Source organism: Roseofilum capinflatum BLCC-M114, assembly GCF_030068505.1.
Taxonomy (GTDB): Bacteria; Cyanobacteriota; Cyanobacteriia; order Cyanobacteriales; family Desertifilaceae; genus Roseofilum; species Roseofilum capinflatum.
Window position 1 is genome coordinate 14,513 of sequence record NZ_JAQOSO010000087.1, and the last position, 21,758, is coordinate 36,270.

The 21,758-nt window shown below is 46.7% G+C and carries 24 protein-coding genes; 9 read left to right on the forward strand and 15 right to left on the reverse strand.

What is annotated here, in order from left to right; translation table 11 throughout:
- Positions 1 to 22: 22 nt before the first annotated feature.
- The 3 genes from PMG25_RS16245 to PMG25_RS16255 all read right to left on the reverse strand — a co-directional run bounded on the left by PMG25_RS16245 (position 23) and on the right by PMG25_RS16255 (position 4,015).
- On the reverse strand, positions 23 to 1,489 hold the full coding sequence (locus PMG25_RS16245) for a cyclic nucleotide-binding domain-containing protein (protein WP_283767945.1): 1,467 nt from the start codon (positions 1,487 to 1,489) through the stop codon (positions 23 to 25).
- A 103-nt stretch (positions 1,490 to 1,592) separates the two neighbouring features.
- Positions 1,593 to 2,654: a YheT family hydrolase gene (locus PMG25_RS16250; protein WP_283767946.1), complete on the reverse strand. Its 1,062-nt coding sequence runs from the start codon at positions 2,652 to 2,654 to the stop codon at positions 1,593 to 1,595.
- A 245-nt stretch (positions 2,655 to 2,899) separates the two neighbouring features.
- The gene (locus PMG25_RS16255) at positions 2,900 to 4,015 is read right to left on the reverse strand and encodes a geranylgeranyl reductase family protein (RefSeq protein ID WP_283767947.1); all 1,116 of its coding nucleotides are present in this window, start codon (positions 4,013 to 4,015) and stop codon (positions 2,900 to 2,902) included.
- Positions 4,016 to 4,295: 280 nt separating this feature from the next.
- On the opposite strand from PMG25_RS16255, the gene PMG25_RS16260 reads away from it, so the two are divergent.
- Positions 4,296 to 4,484 carry a hypothetical protein gene (locus tag PMG25_RS16260; protein WP_283767948.1) on the forward strand — a complete coding sequence of 63 codons (189 nt, stop codon included), beginning with the start codon at positions 4,296 to 4,298 and terminating at the stop codon, positions 4,482 to 4,484.
- A 48-nt stretch (positions 4,485 to 4,532) separates the two neighbouring features.
- On the opposite strand, the gene frr is transcribed toward PMG25_RS16260, so the two are convergent.
- From frr to PMG25_RS16275, 3 genes are all read right to left on the reverse strand, one after another.
- Entirely contained in the window at positions 4,533 to 5,081 is a 549-nt protein-coding gene (frr, locus tag PMG25_RS16265) for a ribosome recycling factor (protein WP_283767949.1), read from the reverse strand.
- Entirely contained in the window at positions 5,068 to 5,796 is a 729-nt protein-coding gene (gene pyrH, locus PMG25_RS16270) for a UMP kinase (RefSeq protein WP_283767950.1), read from the reverse strand. The genes frr and pyrH overlap by 14 nt, the downstream gene beginning before the upstream one ends.
- A gap of 111 nt (positions 5,797 to 5,907) precedes the next feature.
- Complete coding sequence (locus PMG25_RS16275) at positions 5,908 to 6,462, reverse strand: redoxin domain-containing protein (protein ID WP_283767951.1); 555 nt, start codon at positions 6,460 to 6,462, stop codon at positions 5,908 to 5,910.
- Positions 6,463 to 6,585: 123 nt separating this feature from the next.
- Between PMG25_RS16275 and cutA the strand changes: the two genes are divergently transcribed.
- Positions 6,586 to 6,996: a divalent-cation tolerance protein CutA gene (cutA, locus tag PMG25_RS16280; protein ID WP_283767952.1), complete on the forward strand. Its 411-nt coding sequence runs from the start codon at positions 6,586 to 6,588 to the stop codon at positions 6,994 to 6,996.
- A 206-nt stretch (positions 6,997 to 7,202) separates the two neighbouring features.
- On the opposite strand, the gene PMG25_RS16285 is transcribed toward cutA, so the two are convergent.
- Positions 7,203 to 8,273, reverse strand: a complete 1,071-nt coding sequence (locus PMG25_RS16285; RefSeq protein WP_283767953.1) for an SGNH/GDSL hydrolase family protein — start codon at positions 8,271 to 8,273, stop codon at positions 7,203 to 7,205.
- A gap of 391 nt (positions 8,274 to 8,664) precedes the next feature.
- Between PMG25_RS16285 and PMG25_RS16290 the strand changes: the two genes are divergently transcribed.
- Positions 8,665 to 8,868, forward strand: a complete 204-nt coding sequence (locus PMG25_RS16290; RefSeq protein ID WP_283760803.1) for a hypothetical protein — start codon at positions 8,665 to 8,667, stop codon at positions 8,866 to 8,868.
- Between the two features lie 67 nt (positions 8,869 to 8,935).
- On the forward strand, positions 8,936 to 9,415 hold the full coding sequence (ispF, locus tag PMG25_RS16295) for a 2-C-methyl-D-erythritol 2,4-cyclodiphosphate synthase (RefSeq protein ID WP_283767954.1): 480 nt from the start codon (positions 8,936 to 8,938) through the stop codon (positions 9,413 to 9,415).
- Positions 9,416 to 9,426: 11 nt separating this feature from the next.
- On the opposite strand, the gene PMG25_RS16300 is transcribed toward ispF, so the two are convergent.
- From PMG25_RS16300 to crtH, 6 genes are all read right to left on the reverse strand, one after another.
- A complete protein-coding gene (locus PMG25_RS16300) occupies positions 9,427 to 10,314 on the reverse strand; it encodes a PEP-CTERM sorting domain-containing protein (protein WP_283767955.1) in 888 nt (295 codons plus the stop codon).
- A 141-nt stretch (positions 10,315 to 10,455) separates the two neighbouring features.
- Positions 10,456 to 10,653, reverse strand: coding sequence for a hypothetical protein (locus PMG25_RS16305; protein ID WP_283767956.1), 198 nt, complete (start codon positions 10,651 to 10,653; stop codon positions 10,456 to 10,458).
- Positions 10,654 to 10,906: 253 nt separating this feature from the next.
- Entirely contained in the window at positions 10,907 to 11,707 is an 801-nt protein-coding gene (locus PMG25_RS16310) for an ABC transporter permease (protein WP_283767957.1), read from the reverse strand.
- A 3-nt stretch (positions 11,708 to 11,710) separates the two neighbouring features.
- Positions 11,711 to 12,472: an ABC transporter ATP-binding protein gene (locus PMG25_RS16315; protein ID WP_430540975.1), complete on the reverse strand. Its 762-nt coding sequence runs from the start codon at positions 12,470 to 12,472 to the stop codon at positions 11,711 to 11,713.
- Positions 12,473 to 12,595: 123 nt separating this feature from the next.
- Positions 12,596 to 13,633, reverse strand: coding sequence for an ABC transporter substrate-binding protein (locus tag PMG25_RS16320; protein ID WP_283767959.1), 1,038 nt, complete (start codon positions 13,631 to 13,633; stop codon positions 12,596 to 12,598).
- A gap of 74 nt (positions 13,634 to 13,707) precedes the next feature.
- Positions 13,708 to 15,219, reverse strand: a complete 1,512-nt coding sequence (gene crtH, locus PMG25_RS16325; protein WP_283767960.1) for a carotenoid isomerase — start codon at positions 15,217 to 15,219, stop codon at positions 13,708 to 13,710.
- A gap of 78 nt (positions 15,220 to 15,297) precedes the next feature.
- Here crtH and upp point away from each other — a divergent pair, with 78 nt between their 5' ends.
- The 5 genes from upp (at position 15,298) to lnt (ending at position 19,398) form a co-directional block, all read left to right on the forward strand.
- Positions 15,298 to 15,948 carry a uracil phosphoribosyltransferase gene (upp, locus tag PMG25_RS16330; RefSeq protein ID WP_283767961.1) on the forward strand — a complete coding sequence of 217 codons (651 nt, stop codon included), beginning with the start codon at positions 15,298 to 15,300 and terminating at the stop codon, positions 15,946 to 15,948.
- 84 nt (positions 15,949 to 16,032) lie between these two features.
- Positions 16,033 to 16,350 carry a ssl2009 family thylakoid membrane protein gene (locus PMG25_RS16335; RefSeq protein ID WP_283767962.1) on the forward strand — a complete coding sequence of 106 codons (318 nt, stop codon included), beginning with the start codon at positions 16,033 to 16,035 and terminating at the stop codon, positions 16,348 to 16,350.
- Positions 16,351 to 16,476: 126 nt separating this feature from the next.
- Positions 16,477 to 17,529 carry a hypothetical protein gene (locus PMG25_RS16340; protein ID WP_283767963.1) on the forward strand — a complete coding sequence of 351 codons (1,053 nt, stop codon included), beginning with the start codon at positions 16,477 to 16,479 and terminating at the stop codon, positions 17,527 to 17,529.
- A 102-nt stretch (positions 17,530 to 17,631) separates the two neighbouring features.
- Positions 17,632 to 17,748, forward strand: a complete 117-nt coding sequence (locus tag PMG25_RS16345) for a photosystem II reaction center protein I (protein ID WP_283767964.1) — start codon at positions 17,632 to 17,634, stop codon at positions 17,746 to 17,748.
- A 96-nt stretch (positions 17,749 to 17,844) separates the two neighbouring features.
- Positions 17,845 to 19,398: an apolipoprotein N-acyltransferase gene (lnt, locus tag PMG25_RS16350; RefSeq protein ID WP_283767965.1), complete on the forward strand. Its 1,554-nt coding sequence runs from the start codon at positions 17,845 to 17,847 to the stop codon at positions 19,396 to 19,398.
- A 54-nt stretch (positions 19,399 to 19,452) separates the two neighbouring features.
- On the opposite strand, the gene PMG25_RS16355 is transcribed toward lnt, so the two are convergent.
- Positions 19,453 to 20,424 carry a heme o synthase gene (locus PMG25_RS16355; RefSeq protein ID WP_283767966.1) on the reverse strand — a complete coding sequence of 324 codons (972 nt, stop codon included), beginning with the start codon at positions 20,422 to 20,424 and terminating at the stop codon, positions 19,453 to 19,455.
- 102 nt (positions 20,425 to 20,526) lie between these two features.
- Positions 20,527 to 21,438: a COX15/CtaA family protein gene (locus tag PMG25_RS16360; RefSeq protein WP_283767967.1), complete on the reverse strand. Its 912-nt coding sequence runs from the start codon at positions 21,436 to 21,438 to the stop codon at positions 20,527 to 20,529.
- Between the last annotated feature and the right edge of the window lie 320 nt (positions 21,439 to 21,758).

The following is a 21,758-nucleotide window of genomic DNA, read 5'->3' on the forward strand; positions in this document are numbered from 1 at the left end:
GCCTTTTTCCTAAAGTTCTGTATCAAACACCAAATAAATTTTTCAGCCGTTTTCTCACCCAAACCACCGGATTTTTATCATCTTCAGCAGCATCCACGAGTCCCATTTCTCGCAACTGCTTTTGTCGCTCAGAAAGTTCTTCTTGGTGTTTAGCAAACTCCTGCACAATCACCTCAGACAGTTCTGGGTGTTGCTGCAAGAGTTTTTCAAATCCTTTATGATTAATGGCAAATAAAATCGTCTCTTCAACGGCGCGAACTGAAGCCGTGCGGGGAATGCCCAACATTAAAGAGAGTTCTCCAAAAAACTTACCTGGGCCCAAATGAGTTAAATGTTTGTTAATTTTTTCAACATAAACTTCCACAGTTCCCGATAAGACGATATAAAACCCATCGCCTGGATCTCCTTCTCGAAATAGCACTTCAGTTTCTCTTAACCGTCGCCGACATCCCACTTCAATCAGTTGTCTTAATTCCAGTTCGGTAAAATTTTCAAAGTAGGTGACTTGGGGCAGTAAATTCCGTAAGGCTAGAGGCTTGGGCTGTTGAATGGCCTCTTTTTGGGTAATTTCTAAAAAATCCTGGGCTTCCGATTTTCTGCGTCCAATGGGATAGAGAACTTCTGGATTTTTCAACCATAGATCTTGCTGAGGGAAGGGAATGGTAATATTGTATTGTCTGAGGTGATATTCAATTAAAAAGTTGAGAGAACTGGTAATATGGGGTTCTAAATCTACACGGGAAACCCAAACCCAGAGTTCAAAATCTAAGGAGCTGGCTCCAAAGCCAATAAAAATTACTTTGGGGGGCGGTTCTGAGCTGACTGAAGGCTCCATATAAGCAGCTTTTAAGAGGGCTTCAGTGACGAGAACGGGATCGCTACCATATTCTACACCGACAGGAATGTGAATCCGATTGGTGGGGGATTCATAATTCCAATTAAGAATAATATTTTCGACTAAATGGCTATTGGGAACAACAACTGAACCCCCGCGCCGGGTGCGAATTAAGGTGGAGCGTAGGGAGATTTCTTGGACATAACCATCCATGCCCTCAAATTCGACAAAATCGCCGACGCGCAGTTTACGTTCAACCAGTAAGGTGAGTCCACTGGTAAAGTTTTTGGTGATACTTTGTAGTCCTAAACCAATACCAACGCCTAAACCCCCTGCGAGTACGGTTAAAGAGGCTATATCAAAGCCATTGGTTTGTAGAATAATGAGAAAACCAATGGTGGAGAAGCTGTAACTGACAATGGTGGCGATCGCCTGACGGTTGCCTTCGTCAATTTTGAGCTTGCGGAGTAGGCGATATTTGAGGAAGTTTTTCAGCAGCCTGGCACAGACAAGGACAATGACTAAGGCAACGAGTATATTGATAATGGCAAAAATGGTGATCGGTTCATTGCCAATTGTGAGGATGGAAGTATTGGAAATTTCGTTAATCAGGTTAACTATCGTTTGCCACAGTCTGGCGATCGTGCTACTCATGTCAGCCTAGTAAGGGGTCTATCGTGCCGATACATACCGCACGGCGCTGGTAATCTGTATCGATCTTTCGTTCTGTTCTATCATATTTCTGTTCTTAAGGGGGTTATGTAGGCTTCGGGTGCTGAGGGAATGGGGTTGGCGCTATTAGGGTTTCGCAAAAGTCGAGTAATCGATTCATGGCCCAAAATCGATCTTCTAAACGGTTAGGCTTGTTAATGTGACCGATATGACCGCCTTTTTTCGTCAGGATCAGATGGGCGTTGGGGTTTTGTCCCATGTATTGCTTCATGAGTGGGATGATTTTTGGATCGAATAGGGGATCGTCTTCAGCATAAATAATTAAGTAAGGAAGGGTAAGCTGGTCTAAAAAGTATAGGGCGCTGGTTTGCTGATAATAGTCTTCAACGCTGTTAAACTTGTAGTAGTCGATGACCATTTCGCGATCGCACCGATCTACTGAAGTCATCCGTTCTAGAGCATCCGGTTTTAAGCTCTGGGGAAACAATTTTTGCCGTTTTTCGGCTTCAGCGCGAAATTTTCGTACAAAACTCTGCTCGATTTTTCGACCCATAACCGTGCTTTGTAGATGGGCTAGGGAACGGTTAGATTCGAGATTGGTGGCTAAGGTCGCTCCGCCGCAGATCGGGGAGGAATCAGTTTCCATGGCTGCTTTGACTCCCCATAAAGCCAATTGTCCCCCCATAGACGCACCGGTGAGAATGACTGGAGTCGGGCAACCCAGGGCAATCAGTTGTTCGGCCAGATGGACTTGATCTTGTCCTTCTCGCCAACCGTAGGAGGAGGGGATAGGGGAAAGTTCGGCAGTTTTCCCGTGACCTCGCCAGTCGTAGAGGAGAATGGCAAAGTTACGGTGGTAAGCTTTGCGGCCGAGTAAAGTCGCGTACCACTCCTGGTTAACAATGCCGTTGATTCCGGTATTGAAGATGATCGTGCCTTTGGCATGGGGGGGACAACTCCAGATTCCCCAGAGGGGAACCCCTTCAGCACCGGTGAAGATCTGTTCTTGCCAAGGAACTGGGGGCAGATGGCGTAACCAGGGGGCGCGATCGCCCCATTTTTGCCAGGTTGTGCCATACCAGTAGTCTACAGCCAGGGTTTGGATTAAACCATCATTGAAATATAAGGGAGGTTGATAGTCAATCATTGAATTTAGGGAAGCGATCGCCAGAAGTGTTAGCCTTCTGGAAAATGAGAAAAGAGGGATCGCCAGAAGCGATGAAGGCTTGATTGCGTTTCTTGTGCTATCCCTACCCTAGTGCCGTGACAACCCTAAAATGGTGGGTTACGGCGGATTGATAGATTGCTGTCAGAGTCTAGGTTTTAGCCGCCTAACCCACCCTACGCTAATGCACTATTTTAGCTGTGTCATGGCACTAGGGCCACAGAATTCTACTTAAACAGTCCGCTTCCCAGTTGTTTAATGGCAGCTCCGGCTACTTCTGCATAGCTGAGTTGTCCACAGAGAATTTTACTCATGATTTTACTGGCGGCTGGTCGCTTCACACCGACTCGATAACTGACTTTGGGCAGTTTATAAAAAACGCCACTAATGCGGGCAGCCCATTTCATGTCTGCACCCCAGACTTCCGACAGGGTTTGGCTATAAGTTTCTAGGGCATTGCTGTTGCCACCAAGGGCTGAGTCGATCGCCTCTGCTGCTTTGACTCCGCTAAAAATGGAGGGACGGATACCTTCCCCAGAAAGGGGATCGACAATTTGGGCGGCTTCACCGGCAACTAGGGCGTTTTGGGTATGTAAAGAGCGATCGCCATCCCACAAACGCACGGAATGCTCATGATATTGCACCGTTCCCCCTTGAATTCCACTCGCTTGGCAATAGCTCTCTAGAGTCTCTTGCAGCTTTTTGGCATCTCCTCCCTGGAATGTGGTGGCGCTGATCCCATAGCCATCACTTTGGGGAAAGTTCCAAATAAATCCATTTTTGAGGCTGCCAAAATCAAAATGTAGAGCGAGTTTTTCCTCTGTGGGTAGCCCAGAGATCTGTAAAATTCCTGCCAGTTTTTCCTTACCCTGTTTGATTTTTAGCCATTTGGCCATGGGCCCTTTGGCTCCATCCGCAGCGATCAGATAGCGCCCTTCAAGGGTTCCTTGGGGAGTTTTCAGTTCCCAGCGATCGCTTTTCCACTCAATTCCCGTTACTGGAGTATTATCTTTGAGGGTTGCCCCTTGATTTTGAGCCTGTTCGACCAAAAACTGATCGAAGCTATCCCGACGCACGATCAGCATCTGTTGCTCTTGTAGCTTCACCTTCACCGGATCGTCGAGTTGCCAGGTGTAGCGCAGTTGGTTCACCTTCAAATTAACCACAGGATCGAGATCAAAATCAAAATATTGGGCGATCGCTGGAGACACTCCCCCACCACAGGGTTTATACCGAGGAAATGCTGCCTGTTCTACGATCGCCACAGAACGGCCCTGTTTAGCCAAATGATAAGCCGCCGTTGCCCCAGCCGGCCCTGCTCCAACAATCATGCAATCAAACATAGGATCACTTTCTTCCAGATTTTGACAACTGTACGATAACACTCCTTAACAGCTTTTTTTTGCTGCATTCCGGCAATTTCTGCTCGATTCCTGCCAGCTTTTCTGAATGTTTTCCTTACTTTTTCGGAACTAAATTTTAATTTTTCTTCAAAAATAAGTACGATCACTGAACTCAAACTCCACCAGGGTGGATTAGGATCAAAATCAAAGACAGCTTCATGAAAACTTCATAAAGCCTATCGTAGTCTTACGCGATTTTGACTTAAAGGAGAAACCAATGATGACTTGGGACGTTTGCCTTGAATACGCCAACGGAAATCAAACCATACTCAAAACCTATCGCCATCGGGAAACGGCACTCAGGCATATTGATTTTATCTATGCTAACTACGGCTATCCCATGCATGTAGCCTATACTGTGCGGCCCAGCCAAACCCAGCCTGCTTTAAACTTAGCCATTCCCGCTTAACCCTAGAGGCAAGCGGGTAAAAAGAGACCTCAGACTGAGACCAACGTCTTAAACTGTGGTAATATCTTTCTCTTTTTCAGCTAACAGATCATCAATTTTCTGAATATACTTATCCGTCAGCTTTTGAATCTCATCTTGTAAACTCCGGGATTCATCCTCAGTCAGATCGCCGTTTTTCTCTTTCTTGCGAGTATCATCAATTCCTTGACGACGATTATTCCGCACAGAAACTCGACCCTCTTCTGCTAACTTGGCCGCTTGTTTGACAAATTCTTTACGGCGCTCTTCTGTTAATGGAGGAATATTCAGTCGCACGACCTGACCATCATTGTTGGGTACTAATCCCACATCTGATTGAGAAATGGCTTTTTCAATCTGAGTTAACGAGGTTTTATCATAGGGTTGAATCAAAATAGTAGTGGCATCTGGGGTACTAATATTCGCTAGGGATTTGAGAGCAGTTGGCGTACCATAGTATTCCACCATTATCCGGTCTAGGAGGGCACTATTAGCCCGTCCCGTCCGAATCGTATTAAAAGAATGGCGAGTCGATTCAACAGCCTTCTGCATTAATTCTTCAATCTCATTTAATTTCACAGGAACCTCCTACAACTGTTCCAACTGACTCTCCCATGACGGCGCGACGAATATTGCCCTTCACCGACAGGTCAAAGACCAAAATGGGAATATCATTATCTTTACACAAAGCGATCGCCGTACTATCCATCACTTGTAATTCATGGGCCAAAACATGCTGATAGGTCAAGCTCTCATAGCGTTTGGCTTCCGGATTGGTTTTCGGGTCACTATCATAGACTCCATCTACCTTAGTCGCCTTAAAAATCACGTCCGCATTAATTTCAGCAGCCCTTAATGCCGCCGTGGTATCGGTGGTAAAAAACGGATTCCCCGAACCCGCGCCAAAAATCACCACTCGTTCCTTTTCCAAGTGACGCATAGCCCGACGACGGATATAGGGTTCTGCCACTTCTTGCATGGCGATCGCCGTTTGTACCCGAGTCGGCACATCGATTTGTTCTAAGGCATCTTGTAGAGTCATGGCATTCATCACCGTTGCAATCATGCCAATATAGTCAGCCGTTGCCCGATCCATGCCAGCAGCAGCCCCTTTCACACCCCGGAAAATATTCCCTCCACCGACAACAATGGCCACTTGTATGCCACTCTCTACCACTTCCGCCACTTGTTCGGCAATATTATGCACGATCGCGGGATCGATGCCATAGGCCAGGTTTCCCATTAAGGCCTCACCACTGAGTTTTAGTAATATGCGCTGATAACCTGTCCCCATGCCCAGACTCTGTAATCTCCAGATCGATTGTTCAGTACGAATTGCTCTCACCTAAGATAGCAGATGATGACAATCTTCCCGAAGAGTTTTTTTTGCCGCCTGGGGTTTGACTCAGGAGCGCCATTGAATCGCAGTGCCAACCAATACCTTGGGAATGGGATAGGTTACCTCTTCTCCTTGCAGGATTTGGGCGATCGCCCCCCGGATATCTTCAATCCATCTCTCTACGGCCTTCTCTTCTTCAGTCAGTCCCCGGCGATAACACAATTTTCCCTCATGATTGAGCAAAAACACTTCTGGAGTCTGGGTTACCCCAAAACACTGAGCCACATCTTGAGTCACATCCCGCAGATAGGGAAAATTAAGCTGATGCTCTTGGGCAAATTCCTTCATTTGCTCAAAACTCTCCCCTGAATTCTCCGAACCCTGATTCGCATTCATCCCCACAAAAGTCACCTCTTGGGTTTGCACTTCCTGCTGAAGTTGCTTCAAAGCCTCAAGAAGCTCGGCCACATATGGGCATTGGTTACCCATAAACACGACACCAATGACCTGATGCTTTTCCATATAGCGGGCTAGATGATGCACCCGATCGTCCACACCCGGCACTTCAAAATCCGGCGCATAGCTACCGATGGGAGTCCCCATACCTTCCATGACAACCATCACTCAAAACCTGTATAAATCACTATCTCAACAACTTAGCAATAAACCCTAGTCTCTGTAAACTAGAGGTTTCTGGGATTAAGCTTAGTTGTATGGTCACCCTTAGAAAACGTAAATTTTGATATGACTTCCTATGGTTTGGTTCTGGTAACAGCCCCTTCTGAAGAAGAGGCAAAAGCGATCGCCTTGTCTTTGGTTGAATCCCAGCTTGCTGCTTCGGTGAGCATTACCCCCGTCTTTTCCACCTACACTTGGCTGGGCAAACTTGAACGACACAGCGAGTGGCAACTGATGGTTAGAACGAAACTCAATCTCTTTGAAACCCTAGAAGCCAGGGTTCGGGAACTCCACAGTTATGAAGTCCCCGAAATCATTGCCCTACCTATTATTGCCGGTTCTCAACCCTTCTTAGATTGGATCGATGAACAGGCGATCGCTAATAGCAAAGAAGAGTTCGATATAGCCAAATATGCTGGCGCAATTCAATTGGGAAAAGACCCTTTAGAATATCAGAAGGAAATCAGGGGCGAATAGTAGTGGCAGAACTGTTGATTTTGTTAGATACTAATGTAGTATTGTACTACTTAGGCAATCGTTTAAGAGACCCCCTTTTCATATTTTCACACTTGCAGCAGCAATAACTCATGGTGCTGTCAGCAACATGACTATATTAACTAGAACATCAGATCGGGTCATTGAATGGATCTTTTAACGGCATCTCAGGGGACAGATCGAAGTAGCTAATCCTGCCGAGATTCAGACAACTTCGGTAAAATAGTTTTATAAATTTCTGTGGCCGCTAATCGATTTCCTGCAATGTTCCAATGACTATCATTCGGACGATATAGGCGCGTTGTTTGGGACGTAGATTGAAAGGGTTCTAACAAATCCAGATAATCAATATTAAGAGAAGATAGTTTTTCCGCCATCAACCGATTGGGTAAGGCAAAATCAAATTGTTCCGACTGCATATCTAGTCCCGCAATGACTTGATTTTGCAACTCCATATTGACTTGTACTTCGTCAGGAATAATGACGACTAAAAACTCAATATCACGCTGTTGTGCTATCTCATTCATTTGATCGATAAACTGCATTGCATAGTCAAAAGTTTGACTAAACTCAGGATTGTTTTTGATGAATATTTTACTGCGGCGTATCTCCATCGCCAGATAATTTTCATCCGTAAAAACCTTCATGTTATCATCGTAAACCATATTCTCTGGGAGTTCCCACTGGCCTTCATAACTTTTTTGCAGATCCCAGAGGAACTTAAAAAAGGAGGCAACATAGGAATAAGTGTACAAGGGTTGGGAGAGATTTTGATCTCGACTATCTAAGAAGTCATTACCCAGAAAAAAGGAAACAATAATCATATCGGGATCGTAATTTAATCCCTCATTGAGCAAGAGCGCTAGATAATCTTTAGGATTTAGATTAGGAATGCCGAAATTATACAGTTCTACGGATTGGTTTTGTGCTTGTAACTGCTCCTCAACTAGGGTATAATAATTTTCCTCATAGGGGACAACACCAAAGGCAAAGGAATCTCCTATGCCAATAATTCTATAGATTCCTTCGGTTTTTTGAGTTTCAAATTCTAAATCTTTGTACCCCTGAGAATTCAAGGTGAAGTCATAATGTTTAGACAGGGGTTTACCTCGAAATCGACCATAGGATTTATCATAAAAGATAAATGAGGGATTGATAGAATTATAAAGTCGAAATCCAATCTCAGTGAAGATAAATGAAATGACCGTAATAATCAAGAATTGTTTCAAAAATTGCTGAAAGGTCTTTAGGTGGGGCATAGTGGTATAAATGAGCCTAGAATTGCATAAAACTAAGACTCAGTTTACCCTATTGTCTTCTGAGTATGGTGTTGGGGTGCTTCGGGGATAATCCCTAGGCTTGGGTCTAGGGTTAAAAAACTGTGTTTAATATCATACTTTCTGTTTTTTGTCAAGCCTCATTCTTTTTGGTCTAGATATTGGTCTAGATTTCTTCATGTGATACACATCACGGTAATGTTGGAGGAGTCTCACAGAAGCTAGGGTTGGTTTCGATTATTTTGGTCTTATAGATTCAGAGCTGGCGGTCAAGGTCAACCCGTCCAACTATTGGATATCAGAGATCTCAATCGCTAGGGCTGAGGATTCTAGCTCATTTGGTCATTTCTTAAAAATCAACTTTAATACGATCATGTTTCAACCAAATACCATATCTTCTGGTTTCAATATTGCCGAATTGGTCTTTCAGGTTTGCCATACAGGTGAATTGACCTCTGATAACCGCAAACAACTGCAATCCGTATTGTTGCAACACTCGATTAGTGAAGAGGAACGCTCGGCGATCGATCGCCTGATCTATGCCACTCGTCGCGGATGGCTGAGAATCGCGAACTAGAGCCGTGTGAATTTGGGGTATGATCGAAGCAAATAGCTGGCGATCATAGACTTTCCCACTACCACCTATGAACATTCGGATCGGCAACGGTTACGATATCCATCAACTCGGCCCAGACCGCCCCTTAATTTTAGGAGGGGTGAATATTCCTCATGAACTCGGATTAGTCGGCCATAGCGATGCCGATGTGTTGACCCATGCAATTATGGATGCTATGCTCGGAGCCTTAAGCTTGGGAGACATTGGCCATTATTTTCCCCCCAGTGACCCGCAGTGGAAAGGAGCCGATAGCCTCAAACTCCTCCATGAGGTCAATGGTTTACTGCTTGACCGAGGTTGGCAGGTGGTGAATATTGATTCTGTAGTGGTGGCCGAGCGCCCAAAACTGAAGCCTCATTTATCGGCAATGGGCGATCGCCTCTCAACCCTCTTAAACCTACAACCCGATCAAGTCAGCATTAAAGCCACCACCAACGAGAAACTCGGCCCAGTCGGTCGAGAAGAAGCGATCGCCGCCTATGCGGTCACCCTTCTGCAACAAACTTAACCCAACCCGACTTAACGCTTACGCCCTCTTAACCGAGTTCCTAAACCTATCAATCCTACAGCCACTAAACCCACAAGAGCAGAGGGTTCAGGAACCTGAGACGGACTCTCATATGCAGGGGGGGTCAGAACGGGTTCGGGGTCTGGAGTAGGAACCGGTGGTGCTGGCGCAGCAAAGACATCATTAAGTCCTGCCACATAAGTAATATCAGCATCGAGTTTACTGCTGAGATCGAAACCACTCCCTCCAGCATGGGTTAAAGCCGTATAACCGCCACCGAGAAATCCTTGACCCTCACTCCCCGTCACTAAATCATTGGGAGCGAGATTGCGAATCCGCATCCCATCAATGGCTTCGCCTACACCTAACCCAAATAAACTTAAATCGAAGACCGTGGCAAACACTTCATAGGTCGGAGAGAAATGATCGCTAAACTGGTAGAGATACTCGCTAAAATCCGTTTCTCCAGCTTTGCGAACCGAAACAGCGAAGGCTTCCGGCTCTCCAACCCCCCCATTTTCATACACAACTAGGTCATCGCCTTCTTCGTTGGCTAGGAGGTTACCGCCCCAATCCAACTCAATAATGCCAACATTCCCATTTTGTCCCAAATCGACGAAAGTTCCCGATCCTTTTCCGAGAATTCCACCCACGGTTTGGCTACTGTCCAACACTCCACTCAAGCCTGAACCCCAAGAGTTAAGGGTTCCATCGATTATCGACCCTCCAGTTACGGCGTTGCTCTCATCCCAGGTCAAGCTCGTGGATGAACCATCCCATTTCACACCGCTTAAGGTAGCGGCATGGGCAGATTCAGACGGGGTAGCGGTCAATGCTGTTAGTATCAGACCTAAACTTAGGGGAGAGGCTAACCCAAGGGACAGATGACGTTGATTCATGATGATTCCGTGAAACTTTATGGCTAAGGAATACAGATTTCTAGAGATCTACAGAGATCTACAGGGTTCTACCCTATGATTCCGTACTTTTCCGGATATTGGCAACCCCATTATCAACTTGTCCCGATCATCTGTGTATTCTCAACCAATTAAGCAAGCTTGTCTCATCTCACGGGATTCCTGCTTAACATACCCTTCCATGGTGGCTCGTTGTAATTTCCAGAAGGCGCGAAGGTCTTCTAAACCATAGGGTTTCAGCATCAGTGCCCGTAGACGCTCCTCATCAGCCAAGCTCAGATATCCCGTAGAGAGCGCTTGTTGAACGACTTCGCGAATCATAATATGGATCTCCCAAATGATGAACTGCACCATTGCTATCGTCGTGGCCAGCGATCCTATGCATTTCTCCAAGCCCGTCAAGCACTGATGTTGTGGAAGATGTGATGGAAAAATGTATAGATCTTAAGCTTTTATGCTTATGTTCTGATAACACCATATTCTGGCACTTTTGCGGATAAAAATCCAGTGTTTTCTCTGATTTTTTATGTTTTCTTAAGATTGTTTTGGGAAGAAATACGGAAGATACTGAAGTTTAGCGGTCTAATGGGGTTGAACTTTCATGCCATTGGCCTAAAATCAAGCTTGATACACGATTTAAAACCATAAAAATGAAGATGCCCAAGAGACTAATAAGTAATAAGGCGGCAAACATGCGGGGTATTTCTAAGTTGTAGCTGGCGATCAGGATTTGGTAGGCTAATCCTGAATTCATGCCTCCTGTACCCGCGACAATTTCGGCAACCACAGCGCCAATTAAGGCTAATCCACCACTAATGCGTAATCCGGCGAAGAAATAGGGGAGGGCGCTTGGTAGTCTGAGATACAGCAAAGTTTGCCATCGAGATGCTTGATACAGTTTGAAGAGGTCTTTGAGGTTTGGATCGAGGCTATTGAGGCCGAAGGTAGTGTTAGAAACGATGGGAAAAAAGGCGATAATCCAGGCGCAGATGACGAGGGCGGCGAAGGTATTATTACGCAGCCAAATAATGATTAGGGGAGCGATCGCCGCCATGGGAATAGTTTGCAGTATAATCGCGTAGGGATATAAACTTTTTTCAATCCATTTGCTCTGCGCCATAATCATGGCCAGAAATACCCCAGAAACTACGGCCACCAGAAAGGCCACGAGGGTAATTTTGAAGGTCACTAGGGTTGCAGGAAGGAGAATGGAGCCATCTGCAATTAGGGTTTTTACGATCAGAATTGGCCCCGGTAGGATGTAGCTAGGGGTATGGGTGAGGGAGACGGAGATTTCCCAAACGGAGAGTACGAATATTCCTAGAGCGAGGGGAGCGAGGGTTTCTAGGGAAAACAGACGGCGCAATTCTGGCATAGTCTAATGGGGAGTAATTGTTTGGGATAAGGCAGTGGCGACTTGTTGACAATACTCAGTATAGGCGATCGCCCCTCGAAAACTGCGATCGCGGGGATAGGGTTCATCAATGGGAATTTCCGCCACAATGCGTCCGGGAGCCGTTCCCATCACCACCACCCGATGGGATAAATAAACCGCCTCATAGATATTGTGGGTGACAAATACAATTGTCCACTGTTTTTGGCCCCACAAATTTAACAGTTCATCATTTAACTGGGTGCGGGTAATATCATCTAAGGCTGCAAACGGCTCATCCATTAATAGCACTTGCGGATTATTCACCAGCGCTCTGGCAATAGAAACTCGCATTTTCATCCCCCCGGACAGTTGTCGGGGATAGGATTGAGAGACTTGTTCTAATTGCACTAATTTTAGAGCTTCTTGAATCTGAGCCTGGGCACTTTTCGGAGATACACCGGCCAGTTTGAGCGGTAAGTAAACATTCTGCCACACCTTAGCCCAAGGCATTAAAGCCGCATCTTGAAACACAAACGCTAGTTGAGGCTTCTGGCCTGAATTGTCCCAGTTGAGCGTGCCAGAACTGAGGGAAGTTAAGCCAGACATCAGGCGCAGCAGGGTACTTTTGCCACATCCAGATGGCCCGACGAGGCTGAGAATTTCTGAGGAATAGAGGTTGAGAGTCAGATCGGCGATCGCCCAATTTTGGCGATCGAAACGTTTGCCAACCTCCTCTAGAGTCGCGATCGGTTTTTTCAACTCCATACAGCCATCCTTCCCCCCTTCAACCGACTGTTGATACAGCACTTTGCGCTGTTATGGTGTACAGTATTAAAGGCTCAAAGCCATGTACCACAACCCTATTCCCTATTCCCTATTCCCTATTCCCTAGCGCAAAGCGCTATAATAGTCCACTCCCTTATTCACAAACTTTAGGGTATATGCCTGATGATAATCTACCCCAGCATCCACCATACCCAAATCAACCGTTGATTGGAAAAATTGCTTCCACCGTTCATCCGTCATCGCACCAATACCCAACGTTTTGGCCTCCCGCCCAGTCACAATCTCATACTCCTTAAGCTTCCTAAAACTATAATCGAGTAAATCATCCGTCATTTCAGGATTATCTTCTTTAATCAACCGATTTCCCGGCTTCGGATCGTCCAAATAACTATACCATCCCCGAATCGACGCATCCACAAATCGATGAACTAAATCTGGAGAATTATTGACTAAGTTGCGCGTGGTTGTAATCGTAAAAGAATAGGGATTATAACCCGCATCTGCCAACAGATGCACAATCGGCTTAAATCCTCCTTTTTGTTCAATGGTGTAAGGTTCAGAGGTTAAAACCCCCTGTTGAGAAGAGGTTTCATCGACTAAAAATGGCGTAACATTAGAATTATAGGGGCGAATTTGATTATCTGTAAATCCATAATTTTGTTTCAAAATTGGCCAATACGTGAATCGTGCCCCAGCAGAGATAAAAATGGGTTTTCCTTTTAAGTCAGCCAGGGAATCATTGCCCACTTTTGGATGGCTTAACAGCACTTGAATATTTTTCTGAAACAGGGAGGCAACTGTAATTAAGGGAATATTTTTTTCTATGGCTTTGAAAATATTGAGAGCAATTCCCATGTTGAACTCTACCGCACCGCCGAGGAGTAGCTGAGTGCTATTAGTTTGGGGATTCACTGGCCGGATGGTTACATCTAAGCCGTGTTTTTGATATATTCCAGTTGCTAAAGCTTGATAAAATCCCCCATATTCAGCTTCAGCTTTCCAACTGAGGGCAAAATTTATGGAGTGTAACGAATGATTTTTTGTGCTGGGAGGGGAGGACGTAGAGAGTAAGCCACCCCCTAATCCGAAGGAACTTAGGTGTAGAAATTGGCGGCGAGAAATAGAGAAATCTTGAGTCATATAAAAAAGTAGGGTAAGCAAGTCGATAAAGGTGACTTCTCAATTTTTAATTTTGAATTGAATGAGGGCAACCCCTACAATCCCAAATCAACGGCTATGCGGTGAGCGCAAGCAAATCCAGAAAAGGCGACTGCATTTAAGCCTTGTCCGGGAAACGTGCTATCACCGACACAATATAATCCAGGGATGCTGGTACGATTAAAGGGCATTCCTAATAATCCTAATAACTTACGTTTGGGAATGGGGCCATAGGTTCCATCTTGGCGATTGAGGAAGCGTCGATGGGTGCGGGGTGTGCCCACTTCTTCGTAGTCTAAGCCATCTCCTAGTCCGGGGAAAATGGTTTCTAAGCGGTCAATGATTTGATCGGCAATTTCTTCTTTTTGGGCTTCATATTTTTTCGGGGTTAGTCCTTGCCATTGGTCGATCCAACTGGGGGTAAAGGTGTGGATAATATGATAACCAGGGGGGGCTAAGTTGGGATCGAGTAAGGTGGGAATGGAGACGAAGATTGTGCCGTGGGAGGTTTCCATTTTCTCCCAGTCTTCGAGGAGGATATGGTGGCATTCTGTGCCTGGGGGTAAAACGGAGGCTTTAACGCCTAAATGGAGGCTGACGAAACTGGGGGATTTTTGATAGCGTTCTTGCCAACTTTGTTCGGCTGGGGGTAGGGTTTCGGAGGGCAGTAGGGATTCAAAGGTGTTCCAGCGAGTGGCATTGGAGACGACGCGACGAGCCATGTAGCGTTTGCCGTTGACTAATTCTACGCCTACGGCTTTGTTGTTCTTGAGGAGAATTTGTTTAACTCTGGATTTGTAGAGGATTGTACTGCCTTTTTTTTCGAGTCCTTCGACGAGTTTTTGGGCAATTTGTCCGACTCCGCCTTTGGGATAGTTAATGCCTCCATAATGGCGATCGGAAAAGACCATTCCGGCGTTGATCATGGGGGTGAGTTCGGCGGGGACAACTGACCAACAATAACATTCAATGTCGATAAATTTGAGCAGTTGAGGATCGCGGATGTAGCGACGGGCAATTTCTCCCACATTTTGCGGTAGATATTTGACTAAACCGAGACAGGCTAAGGGATGCTGGAAAAAGACCCGCGTTAAATATCGGGGTTCTTCTAAGGAGAGGAGTTCCATGGCATTGAGGCAATTAAACACGCGCCAGCATTCGTCATAGAATTTACGGATGCCGTCTCGTTCATGGGGGAAGCGATCGCCCAATTCTTGGATAAACGCCTTATAGTCCCGATGGACTTTCAGCTCTAAGCCCCCTGGCAAATGATAATGGATTTGTACCGGATCGGGATAAGTCTCCAAGGTCATGTCTACCGCATCCAGGGCACGGGTGAGCAAATTGGTCGTTCCCTGTTTCCCGAAGCCAAAAATCATCGAGGCTCCCACGTCAAACCGATAGCCATTGCGCTCAAAATAGCCCGCACTTCCCCCTGGAATTAAGTAACTTTCCAAGACTAAAACTTGAGCGCCTTTAGCAGCGAGTTGGGTGGCGGTGACCAGTCCACCAATACCGGAACCAATCACAATAACATCATAATCAGGGGAAGAAGACTCAACAGACATGACTCTAGGAAGGGAAATAAATATTTGGAAGTCCAAGATTTAATTGTAAACTATTGTTTGGTTTATCCTCACACGCCCATGACTTTTCAACTGCACGTTCATGTGCCTCCCCATCCCCTGATTCAACATTGGTTGGCGGTTGCTCGCGATCGCCAAACCCCTAACGCCCTCTTTCGCACCTCCATGACGGAACTGGGACGCTGGCTCACCTACGAAGCGGTTCGAGACTGGTTACCCACGTTCCAAACCACCCTGGAAACCCCCCTCGCTCCCTGTGAAGCCACCCTAGTTAACCCAGAAATTCCCGTCGCCGTGGTTCCCATTCTCCGGGCGGGTTTAGCTCTACTCGAAGGCTCCCAAGCCCTACTGCCTCTAGCCAACGTTTACCATCTGGGACTGGCTCGGAATGAAGAAACCCTACAAGCCAGTTGTTACCTGAACAAACTGCCCCCAGCATTTGCCCCCGAAACTCGGATTTTAATTCCCGAACCCATGTTAGCCACAGGAGGGAGCATTACCTTGGCTTTACAGGAACTCACCCAACGGGGAATCGATCCCCAGTTTGTCCGCATTGTTTCTGTAGTCGCTGCCCCTCCAGCCTTACAAAAGCTGAATGAAAATTATCCGGCTCTCAAGGTGTATACCGCCTGTATTGACCCCGAACTGAATCAACAAGGATTTATTGTACCCGGATTAGGAGATGCCGGCGATCGCACCTTTGGCACTTAAAAAGCCCTTAAACGCGATCGCCCTTTGGCAATTCAACCCCCATAACCGTTAACCTAGAAATAAAGCTTCACCTCACCCGATCCTATGAGTCAATCTAATAACAACTTTGCCACTGGATTTTTCCTCGGCTCCCTTGTTGGGAGTGTTTTAGGCGGTATTTTAGGGGCCACCCTAGCCAATCGCCGCAATGACACCCTAGAAGATGAAATCTTAAATGGCAATCCTCAAAACCAATTGAAAAACGGCGATCTCGATTTTAGAGCCGATGCTGAAATTGAAGCCGCCCGTCGCCGCCTAGAAAGCAAAATCGCCCAACTCAATGAAACCATTGATGATGTGCGCGACCAACTCGGAACCATGAATAAGGTCTCATCTGATCCTGAGACCTCCCCAGAAAGCTGAATCTAGCGCCAGTTAAGTTATGGGCATGGGAAAGGGGCTATCTCTATGTCCTCCCATCCCCCATCCGGGCTATGGCGCAAATGCTATAGAATAAAACCATCATACGGGTTAATGGGAGGGGAAAAGATGACTCTAGGCGATCGCTATCAAAGTCAAATCTTCAATTGGGTTCAGCACTATTCTCAGCAATGGCTCGATCGAGGAACTCGCGCCCTACGCCACCTGAAAGTGGCCACACAATGGACTGTCCAAGTGATGGTGTATCCCATCTATTGGCTCTTTCAAAGTGGACGCTATATTAATCATCAATTCCAGCATAAAGTCGTCCCTTGGCTCGCCTCTCCAGAACCCCAAGAGACAGAAACCGATACCCCAATTTTAGAAATTTTAGCGGAACTCACTCAACTCGATCCCCCCGTCCAACTGCCTTCAACCACTCGACCTACACCCGATCGCCTGTCTAGACAACTCCTGCAAGGTATTGCCAGTCAGCTCGACTCAGGAAAATTAGTCCTGATCTCCCAAACCAATCAAACCCTAGACATTTTAACGCCCCAACAGCAGCAAACCATGCAAGAGGCGATCGCCCAAAAACTCCTCCCTCCCTCTCCCCATTCCCTACCCCATATTCCCTTATCCACCCTTGCCCAACGGCCCCACCTCTTCCCCCCCATACGACGATTTTGGCAACTCATGGCTTGGATGGAACAAGGGGGAGTCGCCGTTGCTATTGACAGCTTTGGAGAATCTCAAACCGGACAACTGCAACCCCCACCCCAAACCAACCCCCTCACCGCTCATGCTCCTTGGCTCACTTCCCTCGATCTCCATCCTCCCACTGGGTTCAATCTCGATCTAGCTTCTAAACAACCCACTCAACCCAGAACTCCCTCTGACCCAACCCTTGCTCAACCTGCACCCAGCAACACCGACGATCCTTGGTTAACCTCTGAGGAACTATTTGGTAGAACGGCTGATCCCACCCAACCTAACACCTTGACTCAAACCCAAACCTCTAACGCTCCAGAACCCACACCAGACTATATCGAAACCCAAGCCACCAGCCACCAATATATCCTCTCTCCCACAGAAAAATTCTTACTCTGGCTCGATCGCATCTTGGTTCAAGTGGAACAACAGGTGACTAAAGTCTGGCGCTGGCTTAATGAGGAAGTTTGAATCGGTAAGGGGCGCTCTCTCCATCTGCCCATATCCTCGACTAGGTTTTTCAGCCAAATTTCGATATGATAATCCAAAGCCCATCTGTTCGGAGAAACATAAATGCTCACGCTCAAAATCGTTGTTAATATCGTTATCCTTTTCTTTGTAGCTTTATTTGTCTTTGGGTTCCTATCTAGCGACCCATCTCGTAACCCCGGTCGTCGCGACTTGGAATAATTCCGATAAAATCAATTAAAAATCTAGGGAGCGAGACGCTCCCACTTCTCCCCCACAGAGGGCGCAAAGCGCTCTAAGCCCCCATATTTACCAAGCATGAAAGCTAAATCTTTGGCAACTGTAGCCCTCTCGCTGATTGGAGGGCTGCTGATGGGCATCACTACTGCTCCGGTTAATGCTTGGCCGTTAGCTTGGATCGCTTTAATCCCTCTTTGGGTGTTGGTGAGGCGCTCTAGTTCCTGGAAAGCAACCTTCAGCTATGCTCTGGTGTGGGGAAGTGGGTTTCATGGTGTGGCTCTGTTTTGGATTACAGGAATCCATCCCATGACCTGGTTAGGCGTTCCTTGGTTCGCGAGTTTGGCGATCGCCCTAACGGTTTGGCTCTTCATTACCCTCTGGGGAACCGCTCTAGTCAGTCTGTGGGCACTGGTATTCAGTCATTTTACCCGCGAGAAAAACAGTACCTATACGGTACTCTTCGGAACCACCGTTTGGTGTCTTTTAGAAGGCCTTTGGAGCCATAGCGATCTTTGGTGGAGTTCCCTCTCCTATACCCAAAGTCCCTTTAATCTCCCCATTTTGCACCTCGGACAACTTTCAGGGCCAAATACGATTACCGCCGTATTGGTTGCTGTAAATGGATTAGTTGCCGAATTTATTAGCCAAAAATTATATCATAAAATCGCATATAAATCAATCCTAATTGGGGCAATTTTTCTGCTTCTTTCCAGCCATACAACCGGTTATTTTCTCTCTCAGCAGTCCTTAGCCTCAAAAACCGGAAAAACCTTCAACATTGGCATCATTCAAGGCAATATCCCCAATGAAATCAAACTCTATTCTCCAGGATGGCAAAACGCCTTAGCCGGTTATACCCAAGGATACAAAAAATTAGCCTCTCAAGGAGTCGATATCGTTCTGACTCCCGAAACCGCCCTCCCCTTTCTGTGGACAAAACAGAACCAAGGTTATCCTCCTCTACTCCAAGCCATCCGCGACTGGGGAACCCCAGCTTGGGTGGGTGCATTCGGGCAAAAAGGCGATCGCCTCACCAATAGCCTCTTTACCCTAGATGGAACCGGAACAATTATCAGTCAATATGACAAAATAAAACTCGTTCCTTTAGGAGAATATATCCCCTTTGAATCCCTAATCGGCCAACTCATTAACCGCCTCTCTCCCCTAGAGGCTCAACTGGCTAAAGGCTCTGCCAATCAAATCATCCCAACCCCCGTAGGACAAGCCATTGTCGGCATTTGTTACGATTCTGCCTTTTCACAAATTTTCCGCCGCCAAGCAGCACAAGGGGGAGAATTTATCATCACCGCTTCTAACGATGCACACTACAGCGCTGCCATGCAATGGCAACACCATGCTCAAGATGTTCTACGAGCCATAGAGAGCGATCGTACCACCATTCGAGCCACCAACACAGGCTACTCAGCCATTGTCGAACATCATGGTAAAACCCGATGGATTTCCGATCGCAACATCTATCAAATTCACGCCGATACCATTGAACGCAGAACCACCCAAACCTTATACATCCAACGGGGAGATTGGCTCACCCCACTACTATGTCTATTTCTAGCATTTTGGGCACTCATCGGTCATATCCAATCCGGCGAAACACGAAAAAACCCGCCGTAGCGGGTGCAACAAACAACAGAGAACAGACAAGAGATGAACGATCTCAACTCCGACTCAAACCATACCCATCAAGGTCTCTAAATGACCCGTACACGCTTGTACCATCTGATGGGTAATGGGGAGGCTATCGATCGCCATTCCCGTACACAATACCATCATATACAAAATCGAATACTTAAACATGGATTTGGCTAACGGCAGATCCTTGGGATTTTGGTATAAAGCCCAAGCTTTCTGAAGAAAAATTGCTCCTAAAACCAGAGCAAATGCCCCATAGACTGCTCCACAGACTCCCAAAGGATAAATCAACAACAACGAAACCGGAACCACCAACAAAGAATAGATCCAAATTTGCTCGGCTGTCACCTCTTCTCCCTGCACCACAGGCAACATCGGCACATTAACTGTGGCATAATCTTCCCGAATCATTAAAGCTAAAGCCCAGAAATGAGGTGGAGTCCAGAGAAAAATAAGGGCAAACAATAACCAAGCCGCCCAACTTAACTCTCCCGTCACTGCTGCCCAACCCACTAAGGGAGGAATTGAGCCAGCCGCCCCGCCAATCACAATATTTTGGGGGGTATTGCGCTTGAGGATATGGGTATAGACCACCATATAAAACACAATCCCCATCATCGCTAAAAGGGCCGCTTGCAGATTAGCAAATCGGGTTAATAGCCCAAAAGATAATCCAGCCAGAATTAAGGCAAAAATCAGAGCATGTCGCGGTTGCACTTTTCCAGAAGGAAGGGGACGCTTGCGGGTGCGTACCATGGCATAATCAATATCCAGGTCATAAATGCAGTTCAAAGTTTGGGCAGACGCAGCAGCTAACGTTCCCCCAGTCAAAGTTACCAGTAAAAGAATCGGATCGATATTGCCTTCTGAAGCCATCCACATACTCGCGGCTGTGGTAATCAGGAGTAGGGGGATAATGCGAGGTTTGGTGAGTTGATAGTAGTTTCGCCAGGTCTCCAGAAGAGTGTGTTGGAGAGAAGAGACAGAAATTCTTGCGGTGTCTTGCATAAGATCAAATAGAGCGCTTTACGCAGGTAACGGGTAATTGGTAATTGGCAATGGGTAAAGTGTTGTTCCTACTGGAGATGTGGGAACCATTGGGATATTGCCTCAGCTATGGGTCGCATTATCGCGCCATGCTAAAACTGAAAACGCCGTTAAAATCCCCAATAAACAGGCCCCAATAGTTTGATGGGCGACAGTTAGGGGTTCTACTTGCAGGTGTAACCAGAGGGTTCCCACCCCCAGCAGAATTTGTACAACTAAAAAGGCTCCTGCATAGTGAATTAAGCGCCGTAGTAGGGGATGAAGCGCAGGAGTGCGTCGGGCCCAAATAATCAGAACAGCAGTGGTGATGATGGGAGGAAGGACTCCAGCAATATGGCTATGCATAATGCCACAGAGTTGATTTCCACCTAAGCATTGATGAACGGCCCATTGGGATGCCACCAGTGCCCCTAAAATACTTTGAATGTAAACCAAGCTGGCGGCTACTGTGCCCATCCAGGGGAGTTTTCCCGTGGCTCCTGTGCCGCTATAGGGTAAGAGCAGCATCCAGATGGTCACCAGACTGAGGAAGAATAAGAGAGCTGTTCCCAGGTGAGCAGCCACAATATCAAACCGCAGCAGTTCGGTCACTGTTAGGCCTCCGAGCAGTCCTTGAAATACGACTAAGCCTAAACTCCCCGTCGCGGCCCAGGGTAACCATCGGGGCAGTTCCTGACGATACCACCAGGAGAGACCCATCAAGAAAATTGCCCCTAAGCCGATTAAACTGGCATCCAGACGATGGAACCATTCTAGAAATACCTGTAGGTTCATCTGTTGGGTGGGGACTAAGGTTCCATAACACAGGGGCCAGTCTGGACAAGCTAAACCTGCATTCATGACTCTGGTGGCGCTACCGACTGCCATTAACAGCACTGTGGCTACCACCAGCTTGACGAGTAAATTGAGGATTCTTTGTTGAGGGTGAACGCGATGCTTTGATTCTATCTGCTCATGGAGGGTGAAATTAGCCATGCCCATATCTACAGTTCGTTTATGCAATAAATTATCGATCTATGTTAATCAATTCGTGAGAAAATGCTCACCAACCAAAGACAGAGGTTCAGACCATCAGGCCGGATTCCACTGGTCTACTACTCTAAGTTAGGCGATCGCCAATCTCAGCCAGGCTTTTGTTTTTCTTTCGATTCTCAGGAATTCAGTTGGGTTAAGCAGCGAGCAAGATGCTCGCACTCCTGAACACCTTGGATATTTTGGAGTGGGAGCGTCTCGCTCCCTAGACTTTTAATCAAGTAATTGGGGATCTTCCCCATCCCCCCATCTCCTCCACCCTT